Origin of the sequence: Amycolatopsis jiangsuensis, from assembly GCF_014204865.1 — a bacterium.
In the GTDB taxonomy this organism is placed as follows: domain Bacteria; phylum Actinomycetota; class Actinomycetes; order Mycobacteriales; family Pseudonocardiaceae; genus Amycolatopsis; species Amycolatopsis jiangsuensis.
In genome coordinates this window covers 4,431,402-4,451,824 of sequence record NZ_JACHMG010000001.1, presented here as the reverse complement: position 1 = coordinate 4,451,824, position 20,423 = coordinate 4,431,402, and the positions used below count along the sequence as shown (strand labels likewise).

Here is a 20,423-nt window from a genome sequence, read left to right as displayed (position 1 = left end):
ACCGGCCGCAGCATCAGCGGTCATGGTGATCTCGACGGCGGCCGCGGCCGGCATGGCGGTGACCGCGCTGGGCATGGTGCTCACGCCCGGTCCGAACATGATGTACCTCGTCTCGCGCAGCATCAGCCAGGGCCGGATGGCCGGCTGGATCTCGCTGGCCGGCACCGGCGTCGGCTTCGTGGTCTACCTGGCCATGGCGAACCTCGGGCTGGCGGTGGTGTTCGCCGCGGTGCCGTGGCTCTACATCGGCTTCAAGGCCGCGGGTGCCGCGTACCTGGCGTACCTGGCCTGGCAGGCGCTGCGGCCCGGCGGACGGGGGCTGTTCGAGCCGCGGGAGCTGGCGCGGGACCCGGCGGGCAAGCTGTTCCGGATGGGCATGGTCACGAACCTGCTGAATCCGAAAGCCGCGATCATGTACGTGGCCCTGATCCCGCAGTTCGTCGACCCGGCACTGGGCCACGTGACCGCACAGGGATTCACTCTCGGCGGCCTGCAGATCGTGGTCAGCCTCACGGTGAACGCGTCGATCGTGCTCGCCGCCGGTTCGGTCGCCAAGCTGGTCGGCCGCCGTCCGGCGTGGGCGGCCTGGCAACGGCGGATCACCGGCACCCTGCTCGGCTGCGTCGCCCTGCTGCTCGCATGGGAAGTTCCCGCCAGGGCACGGATCTGACCGCAGGTGCGCGGGAGACCGCGCACCTGCACGACCAGTGTCGCGCACGACCAGCGCCGAGGGCCCCGCTCCTCCTGGCTGGAAGAGCGGGCCCCGCGACTCCGGGTCAGGCCGCTTGCGGCAGGCCGGCCGAGGCCGGGGTCAGCGCCAGGTCCAGCACCTCCCGGACGTTGGCCACCGGGTGCACGTCGAGCTGGGCGAGGACTTCGGCGGGTACGTCGTCCAGGTCGGGTTCGTTGCGTTGCGGGATGATCACCGTCTTCATCCCCGCTCGGTGGGCGGCGAGCAGTTTCTGCTTCACCCCGCCGATCGGCAGGACGCGTCCGGTGAGGGAGACCTCGCCGGTCATCGCCACGTCGGTGCGGACCATCCGGCCGGACAGCAGCGACGCCAGCGCCGTGGTCATCGTGATGCCCGCCGACGGACCGTCCTTCGGCACCGCGCCCGCGGGCACGTGGACGTGGATGCCGCGGTCCTTCAGATCACTCACCGGCAGCTCCAGCTCCGCGCCGTGCGAGCGCAGGTAGGACAGGGCGATCTGCACCGACTCCTTCATCACCTCGCCCAGCTGGCCGGTGAGTTGCAAACCGGTGGACCCGCTTTCCGGATCGGCCAGCGACGCCTCGATGTAGAGCACGTCACCACCCGCGCCGGTCACCGCCAGACCCGTTGCCACACCCGGCGTCGACGTGCGCTGCGTGGCCTCCGGCAGCGACGACTCCGGTACGTGCCGGGGACGGCCGAGGTAGGTTTCCAGCCCCGTGGCGTCGACCGTGACCGGCAACGCCAGCTCGTCCATCGCGACCTTCGTGGTGATCTTGCGCAGCACCTTCGCGATCGTGCGGTTCGCCTCGCGCACGCCCGCCTCGCGGGTGTACTCGGCCGCGATCCGGCTGAACGCCTCGTCGGTGAGCGTGACGTCGCCGGAACCCAGCCCGGCACGCTCCAGCTCCCGCGGCAGCAGGTGATCGCGCGCGATGGTCACCTTCTCGTGCTCGGTGTACCCGTCGAGCGTCACCAGCTCCATCCGGTCCAGCAGCGGCCCGGGGATCGTCTCCAGGGCGTTCGCGGTGGCCAGGAACACGACGTCGGACAGGTCCAGCTCGACCTCGAGGTAGTGGTCGCGGAACGTGTGGTTCTGCTCCGGGTCCAGCACCTCCAGCAGTGCGGCCGTCGGGTCCCCGCGGTAGTCGGCGCCGACCTTGTCGACCTCGTCCAGCAGCACGACCGGGTTCATCGAGCCGGCCTCCTTGATGGCCCGCACGATCCGGCCGGGCAGCGCGCCGACGTAGGTGCGCCGGTGGCCGCGGATCTCCGCCTCGTCCCGGATACCGCCCAGCGCGACGCGGACGAACGTGCGCCCCATCGCCTTCGCCACCGACTCGCCGAGCGAGGTCTTGCCGACCCCGGGAGGACCGGCGAGCGCCAGCACGGCGCCGGAACGGCGGCCGCCGATCGGGCCGAGCCCGGACTCCGCGCGCCGCTTGCGCACGGCCAGGTACTCGATGATGCGTTCCTTCACGTCGTCGAGCCCCGAGTGGTCGGCGTCCAGCACCGCACGGGCGGCGGCGATGTCGTAGACGTCCTCGGTGCGTTCGTTCCACGGCAGCTCCAGCACCGTGTCGAGCCAGGTGCGGATCCAGCCGCCCTCGGGGGACTGCTCGGAGGTGCGCTCCAGCTTGTCGACTTCGGCCAGCGCGGCTTTCTTCACGTGGTCGGGCAGCTCGGCCGCCTCCACGCGGGCGCGGTAGTCGTCGTCCTCCGCGGTGCCGTCGAGCTCGCCGAGCTCCTTGCGGATCGCCTCGAGCTGGCGGCGCAGCAGGAACTCCTTCTGCTGCTTGTCCATGCCCTCCTGGACGTCCTTGCGGATGGTGTCGGTGACCTCCAGCTCGGCCAGGTACTCCCGGCTCCACTCCAGGGCCTTCTCCAGCCGGGCGCTCACGTCGAGCGTGTTCAGCAGCTCCAGCTTCTGCTCGGTCTTCAGGTACGGCGCGTTGCCGGACAGGTCGGCGACCGCGGACGGCTCCTCGATCTGCTGGACGGCGTCGATCATCTGCCAGCCACCGCGCTGCTGGAGCACCGAGATGACCACGCCCTTGTACTCCGTGGCGAGCTGCGCGGAACGGTCGTCGGTGGTCTCCGCCACGTCGTCGGCGTGCACCCAACGGGCGGCGCCCGGACCGTCGGCGATCCGACCCACCACGGCACGGCCGGTGCCGCGCAGCAGGACCGCGGCCGTGCCGCCGGGAACCCGGCCGACGCGTTCGACCGTGGCCACGGTGCCGAACTCGGCGTACTCGCCGTGGACGCGCGGCACGATCAGGACCTCGGCCTTGGTCGCCGCGCCGGAACGGATGCCGGGCAGCGAAGCCGCGGCGGGCGTCCGGGCCTGTGCGGACTCCACTGCGGCCCGGGTCTCGCCGTCGCTGAGGTCGAGCGGGACCACCATGCCCGGCAGCACGACGTCGTCATCGAGCGGGAGCACGGGCAGGAGGCGGGTGTCGGACATGTGCACTCCTCGGATAGTTGAGTCTGACTTGCTCAACTCTCCGAAGGGCGGGTTTGTTTCCCAGGGAGTGTTCGCCCGCAGCGATCACCCCTCGTTGCTAGGGCTTGCGTGCGACCCCGCACCAGGCGAACGGCGTGGCTTCCGCTTCGACCGCGTTCAGTGTGCGCTCCGGACGCCAGTCCGGCAGGTGCTGGATGCCGGGTTCGAGCAGCGGCCAGCCGCCGAAGAACGGGACGACCTCGTCGCGCTCCCGCAGCCACACCGGGTTGCTGGTCTTGCGGTACTGCTCGACGAACCAGCGCAGGCCTTCGAGCGCCGGCCCGCTGCCCTCGCCTTCGGTCATCTGCGAGATGGCCAGCCAGCTGCCCGGTGCGAGCGCGTCGCGGTAGGCGGCGACCAGTTCGTCCGGTCCGTCGTCCGGGCCGACGAAGTGCAGCACCGCCATCATCATCAGGCAGACCGGCTGGTCGAAGTCGATCAGCTCGAGGGTGCGCGGGTGCCGCAGCACCGCCTTCGCGTCCCGCACGTCGGCCTGCACGATGCCGGCCCAGTCGGTGGCCGCCTCGTCCTCGAGGATCAGCGTCGCGTGCGCGACCGCCACCGGCTCGTAGTCGACGTAGACCACGGTCGCCTCGTCGTCCTCGTCGAGCTCGGCCTCGATCACCTCGTGCACGTTGCCCGCCGTGGGCACGCCGGAGCCGAGGTCGACGAACTGCCGGATGCCCTCGTCCAGCGCGGCCCGCACGACGCGGTTCATGAACTCGCGGTTCTGTTTCGAACCGGGCCGCACGAGCGGCCACTGCTGCTCGATCCGTTTGCCGAACTCCCGGTCCACGGCCCAGTTCTGCTTACCGCCGAGGAACCAGTCGTACACGCGGGCCGCGGACGGCTTCTCGGTGTCGACACCCTCGGGCGCTCTCGGTGCGGAATCCGGCTGATCGGTCACGACGACTCCCCTCGGTCGCAGCCAAGTTACCCCGTGCCGGAGCCGTCCCGCTCAAGGGCAGCTCAGCGCGCCGCGGGCCGCCGCTGCCATCCGGTCCACAGTGGCCGGTAGCCCTGCGCGTACCAGAACGGCGTGGACCGCGGGTTGGCCACGGCGCTGTGCAGGAGCACGACATCCGCACCGGCCTCGTCGAACACCTGGTGCGCGTGCGCGGCCAGCGCCGAACCGACACCGGAGGACCGAGCCGCCTCCGACACCGCGAGCGACGACAGGTAGCCGATCCGGGACGCGGCCACGCGGTGGCTGATCCAGCCCGTCTCGTCCGGCATCTGCAACAGCGCGATGCCCAGCGGCTGTCCGTACAGCTCGGCGATCCACAGCTGGGGTTCGGGGCGCTCGAGCTGGCGCAGCAGCTCCTTCTCCAGCAGCTCCTCGATGCCCGGGCGCACGGTGACCTTGCCGAACTGCGCGTCGTAGCGCTGCAGCTCCAGCATCAGCTTCACCGCGGTGCCGAGGTCGTGCGGCGTCGCGTGCCGGATGCAGACGCCCGGGGTGGTGGCCGGTCCCGGCGCGGCCATCCGGGCGGCGGGGCGGACCGCGATGACGCTGACCGGGGCGAAGCCGTGACGCAGCAGTTCGGTGGCTCCGGCGGTGTCACGGCTCGGCCTCGACAGCACCGCGGCGCACTCGTTATCCCCCACCTGGGCGAGGGGTCGCAGGTGTTCATCCCATCGGGTGAGGAGGGCGTCCAGGCCCGCCGCCGGATCGGGTCCGGCGAGCTGCACCTCGAGCCGGTGCTCGGTCAGCGCCCGCCAGACCGACTGCGGATCGTCGCTGCCCAGTTCGGTCCGGCTGGCGAGACCGGCCGCGGTGGTGTCGCCGACCTCCGCGGTGAGCAGGGCGTTTTCCCCGTGCACGGAGAACGGGGGTGGCGCGGGAAGCAAGGCGTCCACCGTGGCGATGCGCGCCGCATGGCCGGTGGCTGTCACGTCGTTGTGCATGCCTCCATTGTGATCCGCTGTGATCCGCGCCGGGCGGTCCGGACCCCAGAACACACCCCAGGCCGCCGGATCCAGCCCGAACGGGCAGTTTCACTCCTTGGTCCACGCTGGTCAGCAGCGAGTGCCCATTGTTAACCGTGTGGTGATCTCCTACTGTCTCGAAAGGGACGCAGGTACACCCTACGGGGTAAGGTGCGGCTCTCGCCCACACCTGACGTCACTGACGAGCGCGACCGGGATGCCGGGAAGGAAGGTCGGATGCCGGACAGCAACGCCCATGCCGGTGCCGCATCCGGGGCCAAGGGCAAGGGGGGCGCCGCGGCCGGGGCGTTGACCGATTCCCGCACCGACGAGAGCCGCTTCCGCGTCTACACGTTCGTCGTGCTGACGCTGGGCATCGTCGCCGCGTTCGCGGTCGGCACCTGGCTGCCCTTCGACGGTTCGGCCAAGCTCTGGTGGATCGGCCCGGTGCTGGCGCTGGCCTTCCTGCTCGCCGAACAGCTCGGCATCAACGTCGACGTGCGCAGCGGGATTTCCTGGACCATCTCGTTCACCGAAATTCCGCTGGTAATCGGTTTCTTCGTGGCGCCGTTCGAGGTCGTGCTGGCCGCGCACCTGGTGGCCGGCATCGGCACGCTGCTGGCCCGCAAGGTCGCCGGCCGGGTCCTCTACAACGCGGGCGCGTTCCTGCTCGAGATCACCGGCGCGTTCGCGGTGGCCGGCCTCGTCACCCACGCGGTGGGCGGAAGCTCCATGCCGTGGGTCGCGGCGCTGGCCGGCACGCTCACCGCGCCGCTGGTGAGCACGCTGCTGGCGCTGGCCGCGGTCCGCGTGCTGCGCCGCCGGATGCGGGTCAGCACGGCGATCCGGCTCACCGGCCGCATCCTCGTCGTGGGCTTCGTGAACGCCTCGGTCGGCCTGTCCGGCTACCTCGTCATCTCGAACACCCCGCAGGCCTGGCCGCTGGTACTGGCCGTGTTCCTCGGCCTGACCGCGCTGTACTGGGCCTACTCCGACCTGCTGCGGGAACAGCGGGACATGGAAGCGCTTTCGGACGTGAGCCTGATGGTCGCGCGGTCCGGGCAGCAGGCCGCGGCCCGCCCGGCCAGCCGCGGTGAGGACCTCGTCGGCGGCGTCGACGTGCGGGAGTGGGCCACGATCGCGGAGCGGATCAAGGACCAGCTGGCCGCGGGACGCGTCGTACTGCGGCTGCGGCTGGAGGCGGACGACCCGATGCGCGTCGTCGTCGCGGGCGACGACCTGCCCGCGATCGATCCGAACGCCGACGATCCGCTGCTGCGCCTTCCCGGCGCGCACGTCCGGCACTTCCGGATCACCGAGGCGAACCCCGACGTCCGCGCCGCACTGCTCGACCGTGGCGCGCAGGAAGCACTCGTGGTGCCGTTGCGCAGTGCCAACCAGCTGCTCGGCATCGCCGAGGCGCACGACCGGCTCTCGCGCTGGCGCGGTTTCGGCAAGTACGACGTGCAGCTGCTCGGCACGATGGCCAGCCACCTCGCGACGTCACTGGACAACCGGCGGCTGCTCGCGACGCTCCGGCACGACGCCTACCACGACCCGCTCACCGGTCACCTCAACCGGCCCGGCTTCCAGCAGGTCGCCAAGGACCCGCTGCGCGAGTCCGCCGAAGTCGTGGTGCTGCGCATCGACCTCGACGTGTTCTCCACGGTCAGCGACGCCCTCGGCTACTCGTGGGCGGACCGGATGGTGATCGCGGCCGGCCGCCGCATCCGCGACGCGCTCGGCCCGGACGTGCCGCTCGCCCGGCTCGAGGGCGCCTCCTTCGTCGCGTTGCTGGTGGACTGCACGAACGACAACGCGCACCTGGTCGCCGAGCGGCTGCGGGTGCAGCTGTCCGCGCCGTACCCGGTGGACCGGCTTTCCGTCGAGGCCAACGCGATGATCGGCTACGCAAGCTCCTCCGGTGAGGCGGGCGAGGTGGACGTGGACGGCATGCTGCAACGAGCCGACGTCGCCGTGCGCGCCACCCGTGGCGGTGACGAGGTGCGCGGCTACGTGCCGAGCATGGGGCAGATCTTCCTGCGCCGGTTCCAGATGGTCACGCAGTTCCGGCAGTCGCTCGAAGACGGGCACGTGTCGGTGCACTACCAGCCCAAGATCACCCTGCCGAACCGGCAGGTGGCGGGTGTGGAGGCGCTGGTGCGCTGGGTGCACCCGGAGTTCGGCAGGCTCGGCCCGGACGAGTTCGTGCCGGCGATCGAGGCGGCCGGCCTGATCGGCGTGCTGACGTCCTTCGTGCTGGAGGAATCCCTCCGGCGGGTGCGCAAGTGGCTCGACGAGGGCCTGCGCATCTCCGCCGCGGTGAACCTGTCCGTGCGCAACCTGGGCGACGAGGACTTCCCGGCGAAGGTGCAGCGCGAGCTGGAACGCTTCGGCGTGCCCCCGGAACTGCTCACCTTCGAGCTGACCGAGTCCGGGGTGATGTCGGACCCGCAGAAGGCGCTGCCGATCCTGCGTGAGCTGCATTCGCTGGGCATCGAACTGGCCGTGGACGACTTCGGCACCGGCTACTCGTCGCTGGCCTACCTGCGCCAGCTGCCGGTGGACCAGGTGAAGATCGACAAGAGCTTCGTCCTCGGCATGGGCACCGACCTCGGCGACCTCGCGGTGGTGCGCTCGATCGTCGAACTCGGCCACTCGCTGGGCCTCACGGTGGTCGCCGAAGGCGTCGAAGAGGACGTCGCGCGCGACCAGCTGGAGGCGATGGGCTGTGACGTGGCCCAGGGGTACCTGATCTCGCGCCCGTTGCCGGAGGACCGGCTGGAGGCCTGGCTGCAGGCCCGCACGGCCCGCTCGCCGGGACGGCATTCGGAGACCGTGCTGACCCTGCTGACCTGAGGTTTCGCGGTAACCCGACCCCGGTTGCACCGACGGGTGAAGCCCCTTGCTAACCTTTCCAAGTCCTCGCAAGAGGCAGGCCCCTTTAGCTCAGTCGGCAGAGCGTCTCCATGGTAAGGAGAAGGTCTACGGTTCGATTCCGTAAAGGGGCTCGCGAGTCGGCGAGCCTTGCCCGTGGAAATCACGGGCCTGGCTCGCTTCGCGGCGTCCATCTGGGGGTCGAACCCCCAGACCCCCGCCAGGGGGCAAGCCCCCTGGACCCCCAAGCCGGGTGCGGCTGGGTGGGGTTGCGCGGGTGGGGATGTCACGCAGGGCGGTGTAGCTCAGTTGGCAGAGCAAGCGGCTCATAATCGCTGTGTCGCCGGTTCAAGTCCGGCCACCGCTACGCGGTACCCACGGGGCTGGCCCCCGGATCTGAGAGAGAAGGAAACGCTGTGGCTGCCACCGACGTGCGACCCAAGATCACGCTGGCGTGCGAGGAGTGCAAGCACCGCAACTACATCACCAAGAAGAACCGGCGCAACAACCCGGATCGCCTGGAGATGAAGAAGTTCTGCCCGAACTGCGGTACGCACCGGACTCACAAAGAGACCCGCTGACGCACACCTGTCATCGCTTCCGAGGAGCCGTCCCGGCCACGTGCCGGGGCGGCTTCTCGCTGTTCGCGGTACGCGTCCGGCAGGGGACCGTGGTCGGTTAGCCTCCTTGCGTGCCTTTGGACCAGACTTTCACCGGGCGGAGCTATCCGCCGGTCGAGAAGTACCACGTGAGCCGGGAGAAGATCCGTGAGTTCGCCGACGCGATCGGCGACCCCAACCCGCTCTTCCACGATCCCGCCGCCGCGCGCGCGGCGGGCCACCCCGACGTGCTCGCGCCGCCCACCTTCCTCACCCTGCTGAACCTGCCGAAGATCAACAGCATCGTGTCCGATCCGGCGCTCGGGCTCGACTACTCCCGGATGGTCCATGGCGACCAGGGATTCCGCTACGAGCGGCCGGTGCACGCCGGCGACGTGCTGGAGATCTCTGCCCGGATCGAGGGCATCATGGCCCGCGCGGGCAACGACTTCATCAACCTGCACGCGGAGATCACCGATTCCGGTGGCGAGCTCGTGTGCACCACCCGGGCGCAGCTCGTGGTGCGAGGGGAGGACGCGTGAACGTCGGTGACGAACTGCCCCCGCTGCAGGTGCGGCTCACCCGCGACCAGCTCGTCCGCTACGCCGGTGCCTCGCTCGACTTCAACCCCATCCACTGGAACGAGCGGTTCGCCACCGGCGTCGGCCTGCCGGACGTGATCGCGCACGGCATGCTCACCATGGCGCTGTCCGGACGCATCGTCACCGACTGGCTCGGCGACCCGGCCCGGCTGGTCGACTTCAGCGCCCGCTTCACCCGCCCCGTCGTCGTCCCGGACCACGACGAGGGCGCGCTGGTCGAGGTCACCGGCAAGGTCGGCGCCCTCACCGACGACGGACTGGCCCGCGTCGACCTGGTGGTCAAGTTCGAGGGCAGGACGGTACTGGGCAAACCACAGGCGCTCGTCCGTCCCTGACTTCGGTCAGGAACCGACCAGGGACTCCACCACGTCCGCCATCCCCTCCGCGCCGCGTGCGTTCGGGTGCAGGGCGGCGGCGGGTGAGGTCGGTACGAGACCCTCGACCCAGCGGACGCTCGAGTCGGTGCACACGTCGTGGCCCTTGCTCACACCGGCGGTGTCGGCGAACCCGGAATCGTGCGCCTTGGCCTGCGCGGCCAGCGCGTCGTTGAGCCCGGCCAGCTCGTCGCGCAGGTAGGCCACGTCCCCGGAGCCGATCGGCAGCGTCGGCCAGCAGCCTTCGCCGTCCGGGAGCACGGTGGGGTAGCCGACCACGATCACCTGTGCTTTCGGGGCCCTGGAGTGGATCTTGTCGAGCACCACGCCGACCCGGTTCGCCGTCGTGGCGATCCGGTCGGCGAGCTGGTCGTGGCCGCCCGCGGTCAGCCGGTCGTGGCAGGGTGCGCTCTTCGCGTGCGAGGTCACGCAGCTGGGCGCCAGCGCGATGAAGCCCACGTCGTTGCCGCCGATGCCCAGGGTGACCAGCGTGGTGGCGGACGTGACGGCGTCGAGCTGCGGCGGGTTTGTGCCGCTCCGCGTGGACTGCGCGGAGCTGAGGTCGGCAGTGGTCGCGCCGCTGCAGCTGACGTCCACGAACTCGGCCGGCCGGACCTTCGCGGACACCAGGTGCGGGTAGTTGGTGTCCGAACGGTCGCAGCCGGCCGGCGTGCCCGCTCGCTTGCCGATGTGCGGCGCGGACGTGTACGAGTCGCCCAGCGCCACGTACCGGCCCGAGCCGCCGCCGGTGTCCGCACCCGAAGGCGGCGCGGTGGACGATCCGTGCTTCGACTTGTAGTAGCCGACCCCGAGCAACCCGGCCACGACGACCAGGACCAGCAACCCACATCCACCACTCTTCTTGGCCGCCACGAGACGTTTCTACCGGCACCGGACCCCGGCGACGACCCGCTTTCGGGTGATCAGGGGTTACCTGAGCTGCCGGTTTCGCGGGTGGTCGGCGAAAGGGCGTTCACCGCTGGACGGCCGTGAACAGCTCGTCCGCGAGGTCCAGCGCCTGTCCCACGTCGCCGGCGAGGTAGTGCAGGTCCACCAGAGCTTCCCGGTAGCCCTCGGCCACTGCCTCCTTGAGCTGGGTCGCGACGTCCGCGACACTCGCGCAGGCGGAGCCCGGAACGGGGTTGAGCCGCAGCACCCGCCGCAGCCGTCCCGGGTCGCGGCCGGCTCGCTCCGCCGACTCGGTGACCACTGCCCACATCCGACCGAGCACGTCGGCGGGCAGCCGGGTGGGCAGCCAGCCGTCGGCGAGCCTGCCCACCCGGCGCAGCGCGGCATCCGACATGCCGCCGACCAGCACCGGTGGATGCGGCCGCTGCATCGGGCGCAGGTCGAACCGGGAGTCCGGAATCTCCCAGCGGCCACTGTGGTGGCCCGCCGGATCGGCGGTCCAGATCGTGCGCAGGACCTCGATCAGCTCGTCGAGCCGGGCACCACGGCCACGCCACGGCACCCCGGCGGCGGTGTACTCGTCCCGCAGCCACGACAGGCCGAGCCCGAGGTCCAGCCTGCCGCCGGAGAGCCGGTCGAGCGAGGTCGCCGTGCGGGCCAGCAGGACCGGCGAGTACAGCGGACCGCTGAGCGTGCTCGACCCCAGCCGGACCGTCTTCGTGGCACTCGCGGCGACGGTGAGCGCGACGAACGGGTCGACGAACCGGGCGAACTCCGGAGGGTAGGGTCGCTCCGCCGTCCCGCCGCCCGGATAACGGTCCGACGGCGCGACCGGGGCGAGCAGCCGGTCGCCCACCCACAGCGAGGCGTAGCCGAGTGCTTCGGCCGAGGCGGCGAACCCGGCGATCGCGGCCGGGTCGGCGAGGGCGCCGTACTGCGGGAGGGCGAGCCCGAGCTGGAGTGTGGTCACCTGATCTCCTTGGGCAGGATTTGCCTTTACGGACAACGTTGATCACCTACGACCGGAGAGCTCTCCCTGGCGCGGTCCGGAAATTCGGCGGTTCTGAAGAGGTTTCGCTTGCCCGGTACCGGGTTCGACCGGTGGTGCCGCTACGGTGACCGGCCGTCCGGGGAGGCGGCCGCGTGATCGGCCGAGCAGGGGGCACGGGCTCATACTGACACGATCGAGTGATATTTTTCGCCCCGGTCCGGAAGTCGGCCGGAGTGCTCCGGTGGGTGCCGCGGCGCGGCCGGACCGCGGTCGAGGGGGCGCGGTTGCGGGCGGTCGACCGGCTTGCCGTAGACTTCGGAACTCGGAACGCACTACGGTCATCCCCGCCTGATGGTGGGGATGATGGAATGCGTCCTCCGGAGCCCGGGAGACCGGGCTCCACAGGGGTGTAGCTCAATTGGCAGAGCAGCGGTCTCCAAAACCGCAGGTTGCAGGTTCAAGTCCTGTCACCCCTGCGTACGGGAACTGGTGGAGCGGAGGAGTGGTCGTGAGCGACAGCGACGCCAGCGGCGAGCACGAGCAGGACGAGTCGGGCGAGCAGTCCGGCGTCGAATCCCGCCCGAGCACCGCGGCAGCTCGACGCGAGCGCCGGGCCTCCGCTCGGCCGGCCGGCAAGTCCGAGGCCCGGCCGGGCTCGACCCGGCCGTCCGGCAAGGCGGGCGACAAGGTCGCGAAGCCCGCCCCGGACGCCAAGGGCGCGCCGACCCCCAAGCGGGACCGGAAGCCGAAGAAGGCTTCGGTGTTCGCCCGGATCATGCGCTTCATCCGCGAGGTCTGGGCGGAGCTGCGGAAGGTGATCTGGCCCAACCGGAAGCAGATGGTCACCTACACCGCGGTCGTGCTGGTGTTCGTGGTGTTCATGGTGGCCCTCGTGAGCGGGCTCGACCTGGGCTTCAAACAGCTCGTCGGGCTGGTCTTCGGCTGAGGGGCGCACACCGCGCCGCGCGGGCCGGCCTGACCGAGCCCGGCAAGTGATCAACTGAGAGGACGGAACGTGACCTCCGACAACGGCACAGAAGCCGGTCGCGACCTGACCGAGCTTTCCGACGAGCAGGTGCACGCGGCACTCGGCGACGAGGAGTCCGCCCACCTCGAGCCCGTCGAGGTGCCCGCCGCGGCTGACGAGGTCGACGAGTCCGCCACCGACGAGGACGGCACCGAGACCGCCGCGGGCGAGACCGGCACCGAGGCCGAAGACGGCGAGACCGCCGAGGCCGGTGACGAGACCGAGGACGGCGAGTCCGGCGACCCTTCGGAGGCCCAAACCGCGGCCGACGAGCCCGCGGTCGCCGAGGCGGACGAGCAGGAGCCGCCTGCCGAGGCGGCCGACCCGGTCGCCGCGCTGCGCGCGGAGCTGCAGTCCGCGCCGGGCGAGTGGTACGTGGTGCACTCCTACGCCGGGTACGAGAACAAGGTGAAGACCAACCTCGAGACCCGGACCACGACGCTGGACGTCGAGGACTACATCTTCCAGATCGAGGTGCCGACCGAAGAGGTCACCGAGATCAAGAACGGCCAGCGCAAGCAGGTGCAGCGCAAGGTGCTGCCCGGCTACATCCTGGTCCGGATGGACCTGAACGACGCCTCGTGGAGCGCGGTGCGCAACACCCCTGGCGTCACCGGGTTCGTCGGCGCCACCTCGCGGCCGTCGCCGCTGACCGTGGACGAGGTGCTGAAGTTCCTCGCGCCGCAGGTCGAGAAGGAAGCCCCGGCCAAGGCCGCGAAGGGCGGCGAGACCGCCGCGGCGGCCCCGGCAGGCGCGCCCGCGGTCGAGGTCGACTTCGAGGTCGGCGAGTCGGTCACCGTCATGGACGGCCCGTTCGCCACGCTGCCCGCCACGATCTCCGAGGTCAACGTCGACGGGCAGAAGCTGAAGGTCCTGGTGTCGATCTTCGGCCGGGAGACCCCGGTCGAGCTGTCGTTCAGCCAGGTCTCCAAGATCTGACGGCCGGGAATACCGGCCGGCAGTCCCCGCGTACTGGCAGGTGTGCGGGGGACTCACGTCAGTAAGAAGGACACAAGGTAATGCCACCCAAGAAGAAGAAGCTTGCGGCGATCATCAAGCTGCAGATCAAGGCGGGCGCCGCCAACCCGGCCCCGCCGGTCGGCCCGGCGCTGGGCCAGCACGGCGTCAACATCATGGAGTTCTGCAAGGCCTACAACGCGGCGACCGAATCGCAGCGTGGGGACGTCGTCCCGGTCGAGATCTCCGTGTACGAGGACCGGTCGTTCGACTTCAAGCTGAAGACGCCGCCGGCCGCGAAGCTGCTGCTGAAGGCCGCGGGCGTGGAGAAGGGCTCGGGCGAGCCGCACAAGACCAAGGTCGCCAAGGTCAGCTGGGACCAGGTCCGCGAGATCGCGAAGACCAAGGAGACCGACCTCAACGCCCAGGACATCGACCAGGCCGCGAAGATCATCGCCGGCACCGCGCGCAGCATGGGCATCACCGTCGGGGATTGATTCCCGAGGTGGGTCGCCCGCGAGATCGCGCCGATTTCTGGACCGAGTGATTCGATCGGCCCCAGGCCGAGCGAATCGGGAGGGAAGAAATCGGCTCCCAGGCGATCTCGCCGCCGCGACGAAGTCGCGGCAATCAGACACCGTGGGAGAGCCGGGTGCGGCTCGCCACCACACTGATCCAGGAAGTAAGGACAGAAGCATGACCAAGCACAGCAAGGCCTACCGCCAGGCCTCGGAGCTGATCGACAAGGCGCGGCTGTACGCGCCGCTCGAGGCCGTGAAGCTGGCGAAGGACACCACCAAGTCGAAGATGGACGCGACCGTCGAGGTCGCGATGCGTCTCGGGGTGGACCCGCGCAAGGCCGACCAGATGGTCCGCGGCACCGTGAACCTGCCGCACGGCACCGGTAAGACCGCCCGCGTCATCGTCTTCGCCGTCGGCGACAAGGCCGCCGAGGCCGAGGCCGCCGGCGCGGACGCGGTCGGCACCGACGAACTGATCGAGCGCATCCAGGGTGGCTGGCTCGACTTCGACGCCGCGATCGCGACGCCGGACCAGATGGCCAAGGTGGGCCGTATCGCCCGCATCCTCGGCCCGCGCGGCCTCATGCCGAACCCGAAGACCGGCACGGTGACCCCGGCGGTCGCCAAGGCGGTCGCGGACATCAAGGGCGGCAAGATCAACTTCCGCGTCGACAAGCAGGCCAACCTGCACCTGGTGATCGGCAAGGCCTCCTTCGACGCCGACAAGCTGGTGGAGAACTACGCCGCCGCACTCGACGAGATCCTGCGTGCCAAGCCGTCCTCGGCGAAGGGCCGCTACGTCAAGAAGGTCACCTTCACCACGACGATGGGCCCGGGCATCCCGGTCGACCCGCTGCGGACCCGCAACCTGCTCACCGAGGAAGCGGCCGGCTGAGTCGGACATCACGGGAAAGGGTGGTCACGCAATGTGCGTGACCACCCTTTTTTCGTGTCTCATGGAGGCATGCCGACGACGTTCACCGCTCCCGACGGGCTCCCGCTGAGCTACACGGTGTGGGAGGGCGACGGCCGGTACCGGCGCCCGGTGGTGCTGCACCACGGGTTCGCCGCCGACGCCGACGTCACCTGGGTGCGCCCGGGACTCGTCGACACGCTGGTGCGTGCGGGGTTCACGGTGATCGCACTCGACGCTCGCGGGCACGGTGCCTCCGGCAAGCCCCACGACCCGGCCGTGTACGGCGAAGCGGTGATGGCCGCGGACGTTTCGGCGCTGCTCGACGAGCTCGAGCTGCCCGAGGTGTGCCTCGCCGGGTACTCGATGGGGGCGATCGTCTCGCTGCTGGTGGCCTCGAACGACCGCCGCGTGCGTTGCCTCGCGGTGGGCGGGGTCGGCGCGGGCATCGTGGACTTCGGTGGCGTGGACGCGCGGGAGCTCGACCGGGAGCAGATCGCGGCCGGGCTGCTCGCCCAGGACCGCGCGGACGTCCTCCCGGCCGCCCGTCCGTTCCGCCGCCTGGCCCGCCGGGCCGGCGCCGACGTGGAAGCACTGGCCGCGGTCCTGCGTGCCCCGTCGCCAGGGCCGATCCGGCTGTCCGCGCTGTCGGTGCCGACCCTGGTGCTGGCCGGAGAATCGGACCAGCTGGCCGCGGAACCGGAACGCCTGGCCGCCGCCATCGCGGGGGCGCGGCTGGTCCGGGTCCCGGGAGACCACATGGCCGCGGTGGCGCACCCGGCGTTCGCGACGGCGCTGGCGGACTTCTTCGCGTACTCGGACACCGGCGAATTCCGGCCGGCGATCAGCTCGCCTGCCTGAGCGTGCTCAGCGGGTCGGCGGCGCCGGACAGGTCCGCGGCCCCGGCTGGTGGCCGACGATCAGCCACTGGCTCTTCTCGACCTGTTTCACGGTGAAGTCCCCGAGCGCCGGTCCGCCGGTGATGGCGAACTCGCACGAGCTGACCACCACGGAGTCACCCGGCGGCCAGCCGGAGCGCTTGGAGATCGACTCGGCGTAGGCGTCGACCGAACCCGGTGCGGGATCGAGTGCGGCGTGCAGGCCCTCGACCGCCGCGGCGCAGCTCGGGTAACGGAGGTCGGTCGCGAACTTCTGCTGGGTCGCCTCGTCGAACAGGCCGCAGACGTGGTCGACCATGCTGCGCTGCCCCGGCCCGTGCTGGGCGACACCGTCGTACACGCGGCGCACCGATTCGTAGGGCGAGGCGGTCGTGAGGATCTGGTTCGTGTGGTAGGTCCCGCCGCCCTCGGCGGCGATCTGGGCCGAGGACTTGCCGTCGTCGCTCGGGAAGAAGTGGTGGTAGGCCCAGGTGGCGGCGATGCCGAGAAGTACGACCACGAGCACCCAGCCCAGGATCTTGCCGCCGAGCCGCTTCAGCCAGCGGGGAACCGGGCGGCGGGGACGGCGCGGTGGCTCGTACTGGGTGAGTGCCCCCGATGCGTCCGGCGGGGCGGGCGGCTGCCCACCGGCCTGGGTCTGCGGCTGCCGGGCGCCGGCCGGAACCAGCCCGCCGCCCTCGGCGAGCGGCGCGGGCTGGGTGCCCTGCTGCGCCTGCGTGAAGCGGAGGTACTCCTGGAAGCGCTGGAACTCCTGAAACTCCTGGAACTGCCGGTACTGCTCCGGATCGAGGTCCCTGCTTCCGGACGGCTGGGGCACCGGTGCCTGCGCCTGCGGGGTCGGTGGCTGCGCCGGATTCGCCGGTTGTGGCAGGTTCGGCGGACCACCCGCCGGGGTGTCGGTGGGGTGGTTGTCGAACGGCTGTCCGTCATCGCGCTGTTCCGCCACGTCACCATGATGCCCGCCGGTGCGGTGATTCCCGAGGCAGGGCGGTTCCGCGCAGGTCAGGGAGGGGGCCGGTGCGATCGGGTCCGGCCGGCCCTGTATTCTCGATCCCGGTTCTACCGAAGACCGCTGGTTTTCCCCGAAGCCGCAAGGCCCGGGGAGCGAAGGTCCTGCCACGAGGCGGGCGGCCCGCGCAGGAGGAACGAGGCTCGAGCGGTTCCGGCCGCTCTCTGTACGCCCCGCGCCCTGCTGCGTGTGGGCGTTTTTTCTCGTCCGGGGCTTCTTCGCGGCCAGTGGAAACACTAGCCAAGAGAGGAGGCGACCCATGGCGAAGCCCGACAAGGTGGCGGCCGTCGCCGAGATCGCGGAGAGCTTCCGCACCAGCTCGGCCACCGTTGTCACCCAGTACACCGGCCTCTCCGTGTCCCAGCTGTCCCAGCTGCGCCGCGCTCTCGGCACCAGTGCCAAGTACCGGGTCGCGAAGAACACCCTCGTCAAGCGGGCCGCCGAGGACGCCGACGTGCAGGGTCTCGATGACCTGTTCGTGGGCGCCACCGCGATCGCCTTCGTCGAGGGTGAGCCGGTCGACGCCGCGAAGGCGCTTCGCGACTTCGCGAAGGACAACAACGCGCTCGTCATCAAGGGCGGCTACATGGACGGCCGAGCGCTGTCCGTGGCCGAGATCGGCCGGCTGGCCGACCTCGACAGCCGCGAGGTGCTGCTCTCCAAGGCAGCGGGCGCGTTCAAGGCGAAGCTGTCCCAGGCCGCCGCGCTGTTCCAGGCGCCGGCGTCCCAGGTGGCCCGTCTGGCTGCCGCGCTGGAGGAGAAGCAGCGCGATGGCTCCGGTACCGAAGCAGCCGAAGCACCCGCCGAGAGCTGAACCACCCCCACCCCGAACGCCTAGTTCGTTTTTCTGAGAGGAAGCCATCATGGCGAAGCTGAGCACCGCCGAGCTGATCGACGCCTTCAAGGAGCTGACCCTCCTCGAGCTGTCCGAGTTCGTGAAGGAGTTCGAGGACGTCTTCGACGTCACCGCCGCCGCCCCGGCCGCCGTCGTGGCCGCCCCGGGTGCCGCGGGTGCGGCCCCGGCCGCCGAGGAGGAGCAGGACGAGTTCGACGTCGTCCTCGACTCCGCCGGTGACAAGAAGATCCAGGTCATCAAGGTCGTCCGCGAGGTCGTCTCGGGCCTGGGCCTGAAGGAGGCCAAGGAGCTGGTCGAGGCCGCCCCGAAGGCGCTGCTGGAGAAGGTCGACAAGGAGGCCGCCGACGCCGCCAAGGAGAAGCTCGAAGAGGCCGGCGCCAAGGTCACCATCAAGTGATTCCGGGCGCGTCAGCGCCTACTGCACCACCGCACGGGGCGGGCATCCATCCGGGTGCCCGCCCCGTTCGTGTGCCGGTCGCCCTGCGTCCGCGCAGGTCAGCGTCGATTGCTCCAGCGGTGTGACGGCGATGGGGCCAGCTGGCTCTGCATCTGTACGTGACGTGGACTACCGTGCTGCCAGCGGTCACCGGAGCCGAGCCCGAACGGGTGAGGCACCGACGGGGCTGGCCAGCAAACGAAACTGGTGAGTAACCTGTTCGCGCTCAGCTCGTTGCACCTGGTTGACGCGGAGATCATGGCGGACATCCGGCGCCGTTTCTCCCCGCCGGTGGTGCGGGGCGGCAGGCGCGACGACGCGGAACAGCTCCTGGAGGTGCGATGGGTGCCGAGGTGGTCATCGAAGGTCTGACGAAGTCCTTCGGCAGGCAGACCATCTGGCGGGACGTGACGCTGACCCTTCCCCCCGGTGAGGTGTCGGCGATGCTCGGTCCGTCCGGAACCGGCAAGTCCGTGTTCCTGAAGTCGATGATCGGCCTGCTCAAGCCCGACCGCGGGCGGTGCGTGATCAACGGGGTCGACATCGTCACCTGCTCCGAGCACAAGTTGTACGAGATCCGCAAGCTCTTCGGCGTGCTGTTCCAGGACGGTGCGCTGTTCGGCTCGATGAACCTCTTCGACAACGTCGCGTTCCCGCTGCGGGAGCACACGAAGAAGTCGGAGACCGAGATCCGCCGGATCGTGCTGGAGAAGCTCGACATGACCGGTCTGGCCGGGGCGGAGAAGAAGCTGCCCGGCGAGATCTCCGGCGGGATGCGCAAGCGTGCCGGGCTGGCGAGGGCGCTCGTGCTCGACCCGGAGATCATCCTGGTCGACGAGCCGGACTCCGGCCTCGACCCGGTCCGCACCACCTACATCTCGCAGCTGTTCCTCGACGTGAACGCGCAGATCGACGCGACCTTCCTGATCGTGTCCCACAACATCAACCTGGCTCGCACGGTGCCGGACAACCTGGGCATGCTCTTCCGCAAGGAGCTGGTCATGTTCGGCCCGCGCGAGGTGCTGCTCACCAGCGAGGAGCCGGTGGTCGCGCAGTTCCTCAACGGCCGCAAGCTCGGCCCGATCGGCATGTCCGAGGAGAAGGACAGCGCGACGATGGCGCGCGAGGAGGCCGAGGCCGAGGCGGGCCACGGTGACGGCGGGCTGAACGAGGACGTCCGTGGGGTCGTCCCGCAGATGCAGGTCAGCCCGGGGGTCGAGGAGCGTGCGGGGGCCAAGCGCCGGATGGACCGCGTGATGCGGATCCTGCACACGCTGCCGCCGGTGGCGCAGGAGGGCATCATCGAATCCCTCACCCCGGAGCAGCAGCGGTACTACAACGTGCGCCCGAACGCCGCCCCCGGCCAGTACGCCGGCCCGCAGGAGACCCAGCAGTTCCCGGCGGTCGGCGGTCCGGTCCCCGACCAGCACCAGGGTCAGCTGCCCGCGGACCAGGTCGCGCGGATCCCGGGTACGGCGGGTGGTCCACCACGGCACGGGCAGGGTGGCGCGTGAGTTCTCCGGCCACCTCGGCGAAGATCCCCGGCGCCGGCATGCTCCGGGAGACCGGGAACCTCTTCGCCCTCGGCCTCGACATCGTGCGCGGCCTGTTCCAGCGCCCGTTCCAATTCCGCGAGTTCATCCAGCAGGCCTGGTTCGTGGCGAGCGTGACGATCCTGCCGACGGCACTCGTCGCGGTTCCGTTCGGCGCGGTGATCTCCCTGCAGTTCGGGGCGCTCGCCCGCCAGCTCGGTGCGCAGTCCTACACCGGCGCCGGTTCCGTGCTGGCCACGGTGCAGCAGGCCAGTCCGCTGGTCACCGCGCTGCTGGTGGCCGGCGCGGGCGGCAGTGCGGTCTGCGCCGACATCGGGGCCCGCACCATCCGCGAGGAGATCGACGCGATGGAGGTGCTGGGCGTGTCCGCGGTCCAGCGCCTGATCGTTCCCCGCACGCTGGCCATGATGCTGGTCGCGCTGCTGCTCAACGGCATGGTCAGCGTCATCGGCGTACTCGGCGGCTACCTCTTCAACGTGGTGCTGCAGGGCGGCACCCCGGGCGCCTACCTGTCCAGCTTCTCCGCGCTGGCACAGCTGCCCGACCTGTGGGTCGGGGAGATCAAGGCGCTCATCTTCGGCTTCATCGCCGCGGTGGTCGCCGCCTACCGTGGCCTGCACCCCAGCGGCGGCCCGAAGGGGGTCGGGGACGCGGTGAACCAGTCCGTGGTCATCACGTTCCTGCTGCTGTTCGTGGTGAACTTCGTGATCACGCTGATCTACCTGCAGATCGTGCCCGGAAAGCTGGACTGAC

General features: G+C 70.4%; 21 protein-coding genes and 3 tRNA genes. 18 read left to right on the top strand and 6 right to left on the bottom strand.

Annotated features, from left to right (window positions below):
- Window positions 1–22: 22 nt before the first annotated feature.
- Window positions 23–670, top strand: coding sequence for a LysE family translocator (locus BJY18_RS19760; RefSeq protein WP_184781373.1), 648 nt, complete (start codon window positions 23–25; stop codon window positions 668–670).
- Between the two features lie 106 nt (window positions 671–776).
- Here BJY18_RS19760 and lon read toward each other — a convergent pair whose 3' ends face one another.
- The 3 genes from lon to BJY18_RS19745 all read right to left on the bottom strand — a co-directional run bounded on the left by lon (window position 777) and on the right by BJY18_RS19745 (window position 5,126).
- The gene (lon, locus tag BJY18_RS19755; protein WP_184781372.1) at window positions 777–3,179 is read right to left on the bottom strand and encodes an endopeptidase La; all 2,403 of its coding nucleotides are present in this window, start codon (window positions 3,177–3,179) and stop codon (window positions 777–779) included.
- A 97-nt stretch (window positions 3,180–3,276) separates the two neighbouring features.
- Entirely contained in the window at window positions 3,277–4,125 is an 849-nt protein-coding gene (locus BJY18_RS19750; RefSeq protein WP_184781371.1) for an SAM-dependent methyltransferase, read from the bottom strand.
- Window positions 4,126–4,187: 62 nt separating this feature from the next.
- Entirely contained in the window at window positions 4,188–5,126 is a 939-nt protein-coding gene (locus BJY18_RS19745) for a GNAT family N-acetyltransferase (RefSeq protein WP_184781370.1), read from the bottom strand.
- 258 nt (window positions 5,127–5,384) lie between these two features.
- On the opposite strand from BJY18_RS19745, the gene BJY18_RS19740 reads away from it, so the two are divergent.
- From BJY18_RS19740 to BJY18_RS19715, 6 genes are all read left to right on the top strand, one after another.
- A complete protein-coding gene (locus tag BJY18_RS19740) occupies window positions 5,385–8,006 on the top strand; it encodes a putative bifunctional diguanylate cyclase/phosphodiesterase (RefSeq protein WP_184781369.1) in 2,622 nt (873 codons plus the stop codon).
- Between the two features lie 79 nt (window positions 8,007–8,085).
- Window positions 8,086–8,158: transfer RNA gene (locus BJY18_RS19735), tRNA-Thr, on the top strand.
- Between the two features lie 160 nt (window positions 8,159–8,318).
- Window positions 8,319–8,391: transfer RNA gene (locus tag BJY18_RS19730), tRNA-Met, on the top strand.
- Between the two features lie 49 nt (window positions 8,392–8,440).
- A complete protein-coding gene (rpmG, locus tag BJY18_RS19725; protein WP_005152047.1) occupies window positions 8,441–8,605 on the top strand; it encodes a 50S ribosomal protein L33 in 165 nt (54 codons plus the stop codon).
- A gap of 110 nt (window positions 8,606–8,715) precedes the next feature.
- A complete protein-coding gene (locus BJY18_RS19720) occupies window positions 8,716–9,165 on the top strand; it encodes a MaoC family dehydratase N-terminal domain-containing protein (protein WP_184781368.1) in 450 nt (149 codons plus the stop codon).
- Window positions 9,162–9,560 (top strand): MaoC family dehydratase, encoded by a 399-nt coding sequence (locus BJY18_RS19715; RefSeq protein WP_184781367.1) that lies wholly within the window; start codon window positions 9,162–9,164, stop codon window positions 9,558–9,560. Before BJY18_RS19720 ends, BJY18_RS19715 begins: the two co-directional genes overlap by 4 nt.
- A gap of 6 nt (window positions 9,561–9,566) precedes the next feature.
- Here the strand turns inward: BJY18_RS19715 and BJY18_RS19710 are convergent, their stop codons facing one another.
- Together BJY18_RS19710 and BJY18_RS19705 are read right to left on the bottom strand one after the other, a co-directional pair.
- Window positions 9,567–10,472, bottom strand: coding sequence for an SGNH/GDSL hydrolase family protein (locus BJY18_RS19710; RefSeq protein WP_184781366.1), 906 nt, complete (start codon window positions 10,470–10,472; stop codon window positions 9,567–9,569).
- A 100-nt stretch (window positions 10,473–10,572) separates the two neighbouring features.
- Window positions 10,573–11,478, bottom strand: coding sequence for a TIGR03619 family F420-dependent LLM class oxidoreductase (locus BJY18_RS19705; RefSeq protein ID WP_184781365.1), 906 nt, complete (start codon window positions 11,476–11,478; stop codon window positions 10,573–10,575).
- A gap of 424 nt (window positions 11,479–11,902) precedes the next feature.
- On the opposite strand from BJY18_RS19705, the gene BJY18_RS19700 reads away from it, so the two are divergent.
- From BJY18_RS19700 to BJY18_RS19675, 6 genes are all read left to right on the top strand, one after another.
- Window positions 11,903–11,975, top strand: a tRNA-Trp gene (locus tag BJY18_RS19700).
- Window positions 11,976–12,007: 32 nt separating this feature from the next.
- Window positions 12,008–12,445: a preprotein translocase subunit SecE gene (secE, locus tag BJY18_RS37790; protein WP_184781364.1), complete on the top strand. Its 438-nt coding sequence runs from the start codon at window positions 12,008–12,010 to the stop codon at window positions 12,443–12,445.
- A 69-nt stretch (window positions 12,446–12,514) separates the two neighbouring features.
- Window positions 12,515–13,465 carry a transcription termination/antitermination protein NusG gene (gene nusG / locus BJY18_RS19690; protein ID WP_184781363.1) on the top strand — a complete coding sequence of 317 codons (951 nt, stop codon included), beginning with the start codon at window positions 12,515–12,517 and terminating at the stop codon, window positions 13,463–13,465.
- 80 nt (window positions 13,466–13,545) lie between these two features.
- Entirely contained in the window at window positions 13,546–13,980 is a 435-nt protein-coding gene (rplK, locus tag BJY18_RS19685) for a 50S ribosomal protein L11 (protein ID WP_184781362.1), read from the top strand.
- Between the two features lie 199 nt (window positions 13,981–14,179).
- Window positions 14,180–14,899 carry a 50S ribosomal protein L1 gene (gene rplA / locus BJY18_RS19680; protein ID WP_184781361.1) on the top strand — a complete coding sequence of 240 codons (720 nt, stop codon included), beginning with the start codon at window positions 14,180–14,182 and terminating at the stop codon, window positions 14,897–14,899.
- Between the two features lie 69 nt (window positions 14,900–14,968).
- Window positions 14,969–15,778, top strand: a complete 810-nt coding sequence (locus BJY18_RS19675) for an alpha/beta fold hydrolase (protein ID WP_184781360.1) — start codon at window positions 14,969–14,971, stop codon at window positions 15,776–15,778.
- A gap of 6 nt (window positions 15,779–15,784) precedes the next feature.
- Here the strand turns inward: BJY18_RS19675 and BJY18_RS19670 are convergent, their stop codons facing one another.
- Entirely contained in the window at window positions 15,785–16,762 is a 978-nt protein-coding gene (locus BJY18_RS19670; RefSeq protein WP_184781359.1) for a hypothetical protein, read from the bottom strand.
- A gap of 322 nt (window positions 16,763–17,084) precedes the next feature.
- Between BJY18_RS19670 and rplJ the strand changes: the two genes are divergently transcribed.
- From rplJ to BJY18_RS19645, 5 genes are all read left to right on the top strand, one after another.
- A complete protein-coding gene (rplJ, locus tag BJY18_RS19665; RefSeq protein ID WP_184781358.1) occupies window positions 17,085–17,639 on the top strand; it encodes a 50S ribosomal protein L10 in 555 nt (184 codons plus the stop codon).
- Window positions 17,640–17,688: 49 nt separating this feature from the next.
- Window positions 17,689–18,078, top strand: coding sequence for a 50S ribosomal protein L7/L12 (rplL, locus tag BJY18_RS19660; RefSeq protein ID WP_184781357.1), 390 nt, complete (start codon window positions 17,689–17,691; stop codon window positions 18,076–18,078).
- Between the two features lie 246 nt (window positions 18,079–18,324).
- Window positions 18,325–18,489: a hypothetical protein gene (locus BJY18_RS19655; RefSeq protein ID WP_184781356.1), complete on the top strand. Its 165-nt coding sequence runs from the start codon at window positions 18,325–18,327 to the stop codon at window positions 18,487–18,489.
- The gene (locus BJY18_RS19650; protein ID WP_184781355.1) at window positions 18,459–19,631 is read left to right on the top strand and encodes an ABC transporter ATP-binding protein; all 1,173 of its coding nucleotides are present in this window, start codon (window positions 18,459–18,461) and stop codon (window positions 19,629–19,631) included. The genes BJY18_RS19655 and BJY18_RS19650 overlap by 31 nt, the downstream gene beginning before the upstream one ends.
- 38 nt (window positions 19,632–19,669) lie before the next feature.
- Window positions 19,670–20,422, top strand: a complete 753-nt coding sequence (locus tag BJY18_RS19645; protein ID WP_184784722.1) for an MlaE family ABC transporter permease — start codon at window positions 19,670–19,672, stop codon at window positions 20,420–20,422.
- The last annotated feature ends 1 nt before the right edge of the window (window position 20,423 follow it).

Bases quoted from the DNA above. Each gene is read 5' to 3' on its own strand.
- BJY18_RS19650 (WP_184781355.1), top strand. From the start codon at position 18,459: ATGGGTGCCGAGGTGGTCATCGAAGGTCTGACGAAGTCCTTCGGCAGG.
- BJY18_RS19645 (WP_184784722.1), top strand. From the start codon at position 19,670: ATGCTCCGGGAGACCGGGAACCTCTTCGCCCTCGGCCTCGACATCGTG.
- BJY18_RS19740 (WP_184781369.1), top strand. From the start codon at position 5,385: ATGCCGGACAGCAACGCCCATGCCGGTGCCGCATCCGGGGCCAAGGGC.
- rplA (WP_184781361.1), top strand. From the start codon at position 14,180: ATGACCAAGCACAGCAAGGCCTACCGCCAGGCCTCGGAGCTGATCGAC.
- BJY18_RS19760 (WP_184781373.1), top strand. From the start codon at position 23: ATGGTGATCTCGACGGCGGCCGCGGCCGGCATGGCGGTGACCGCGCTG.
- rplL (WP_184781357.1), top strand. From the start codon at position 17,689: ATGGCGAAGCTGAGCACCGCCGAGCTGATCGACGCCTTCAAGGAGCTG.
- lon (WP_184781372.1), bottom strand. From the start codon at position 3,179: ATGTCCGACACCCGCCTCCTGCCCGTGCTCCCGCTCGATGACGACGTC.
- BJY18_RS19675 (WP_184781360.1), top strand. From the start codon at position 14,969: ATGCCGACGACGTTCACCGCTCCCGACGGGCTCCCGCTGAGCTACACG.
- rplJ (WP_184781358.1), top strand. From the start codon at position 17,085: ATGGCGAAGCCCGACAAGGTGGCGGCCGTCGCCGAGATCGCGGAGAGC.
- BJY18_RS19745 (WP_184781370.1), bottom strand. From the start codon at position 5,126: ATGCACAACGACGTGACAGCCACCGGCCATGCGGCGCGCATCGCCACG.
- rplK (WP_184781362.1), top strand. From the start codon at position 13,546: ATGCCACCCAAGAAGAAGAAGCTTGCGGCGATCATCAAGCTGCAGATC.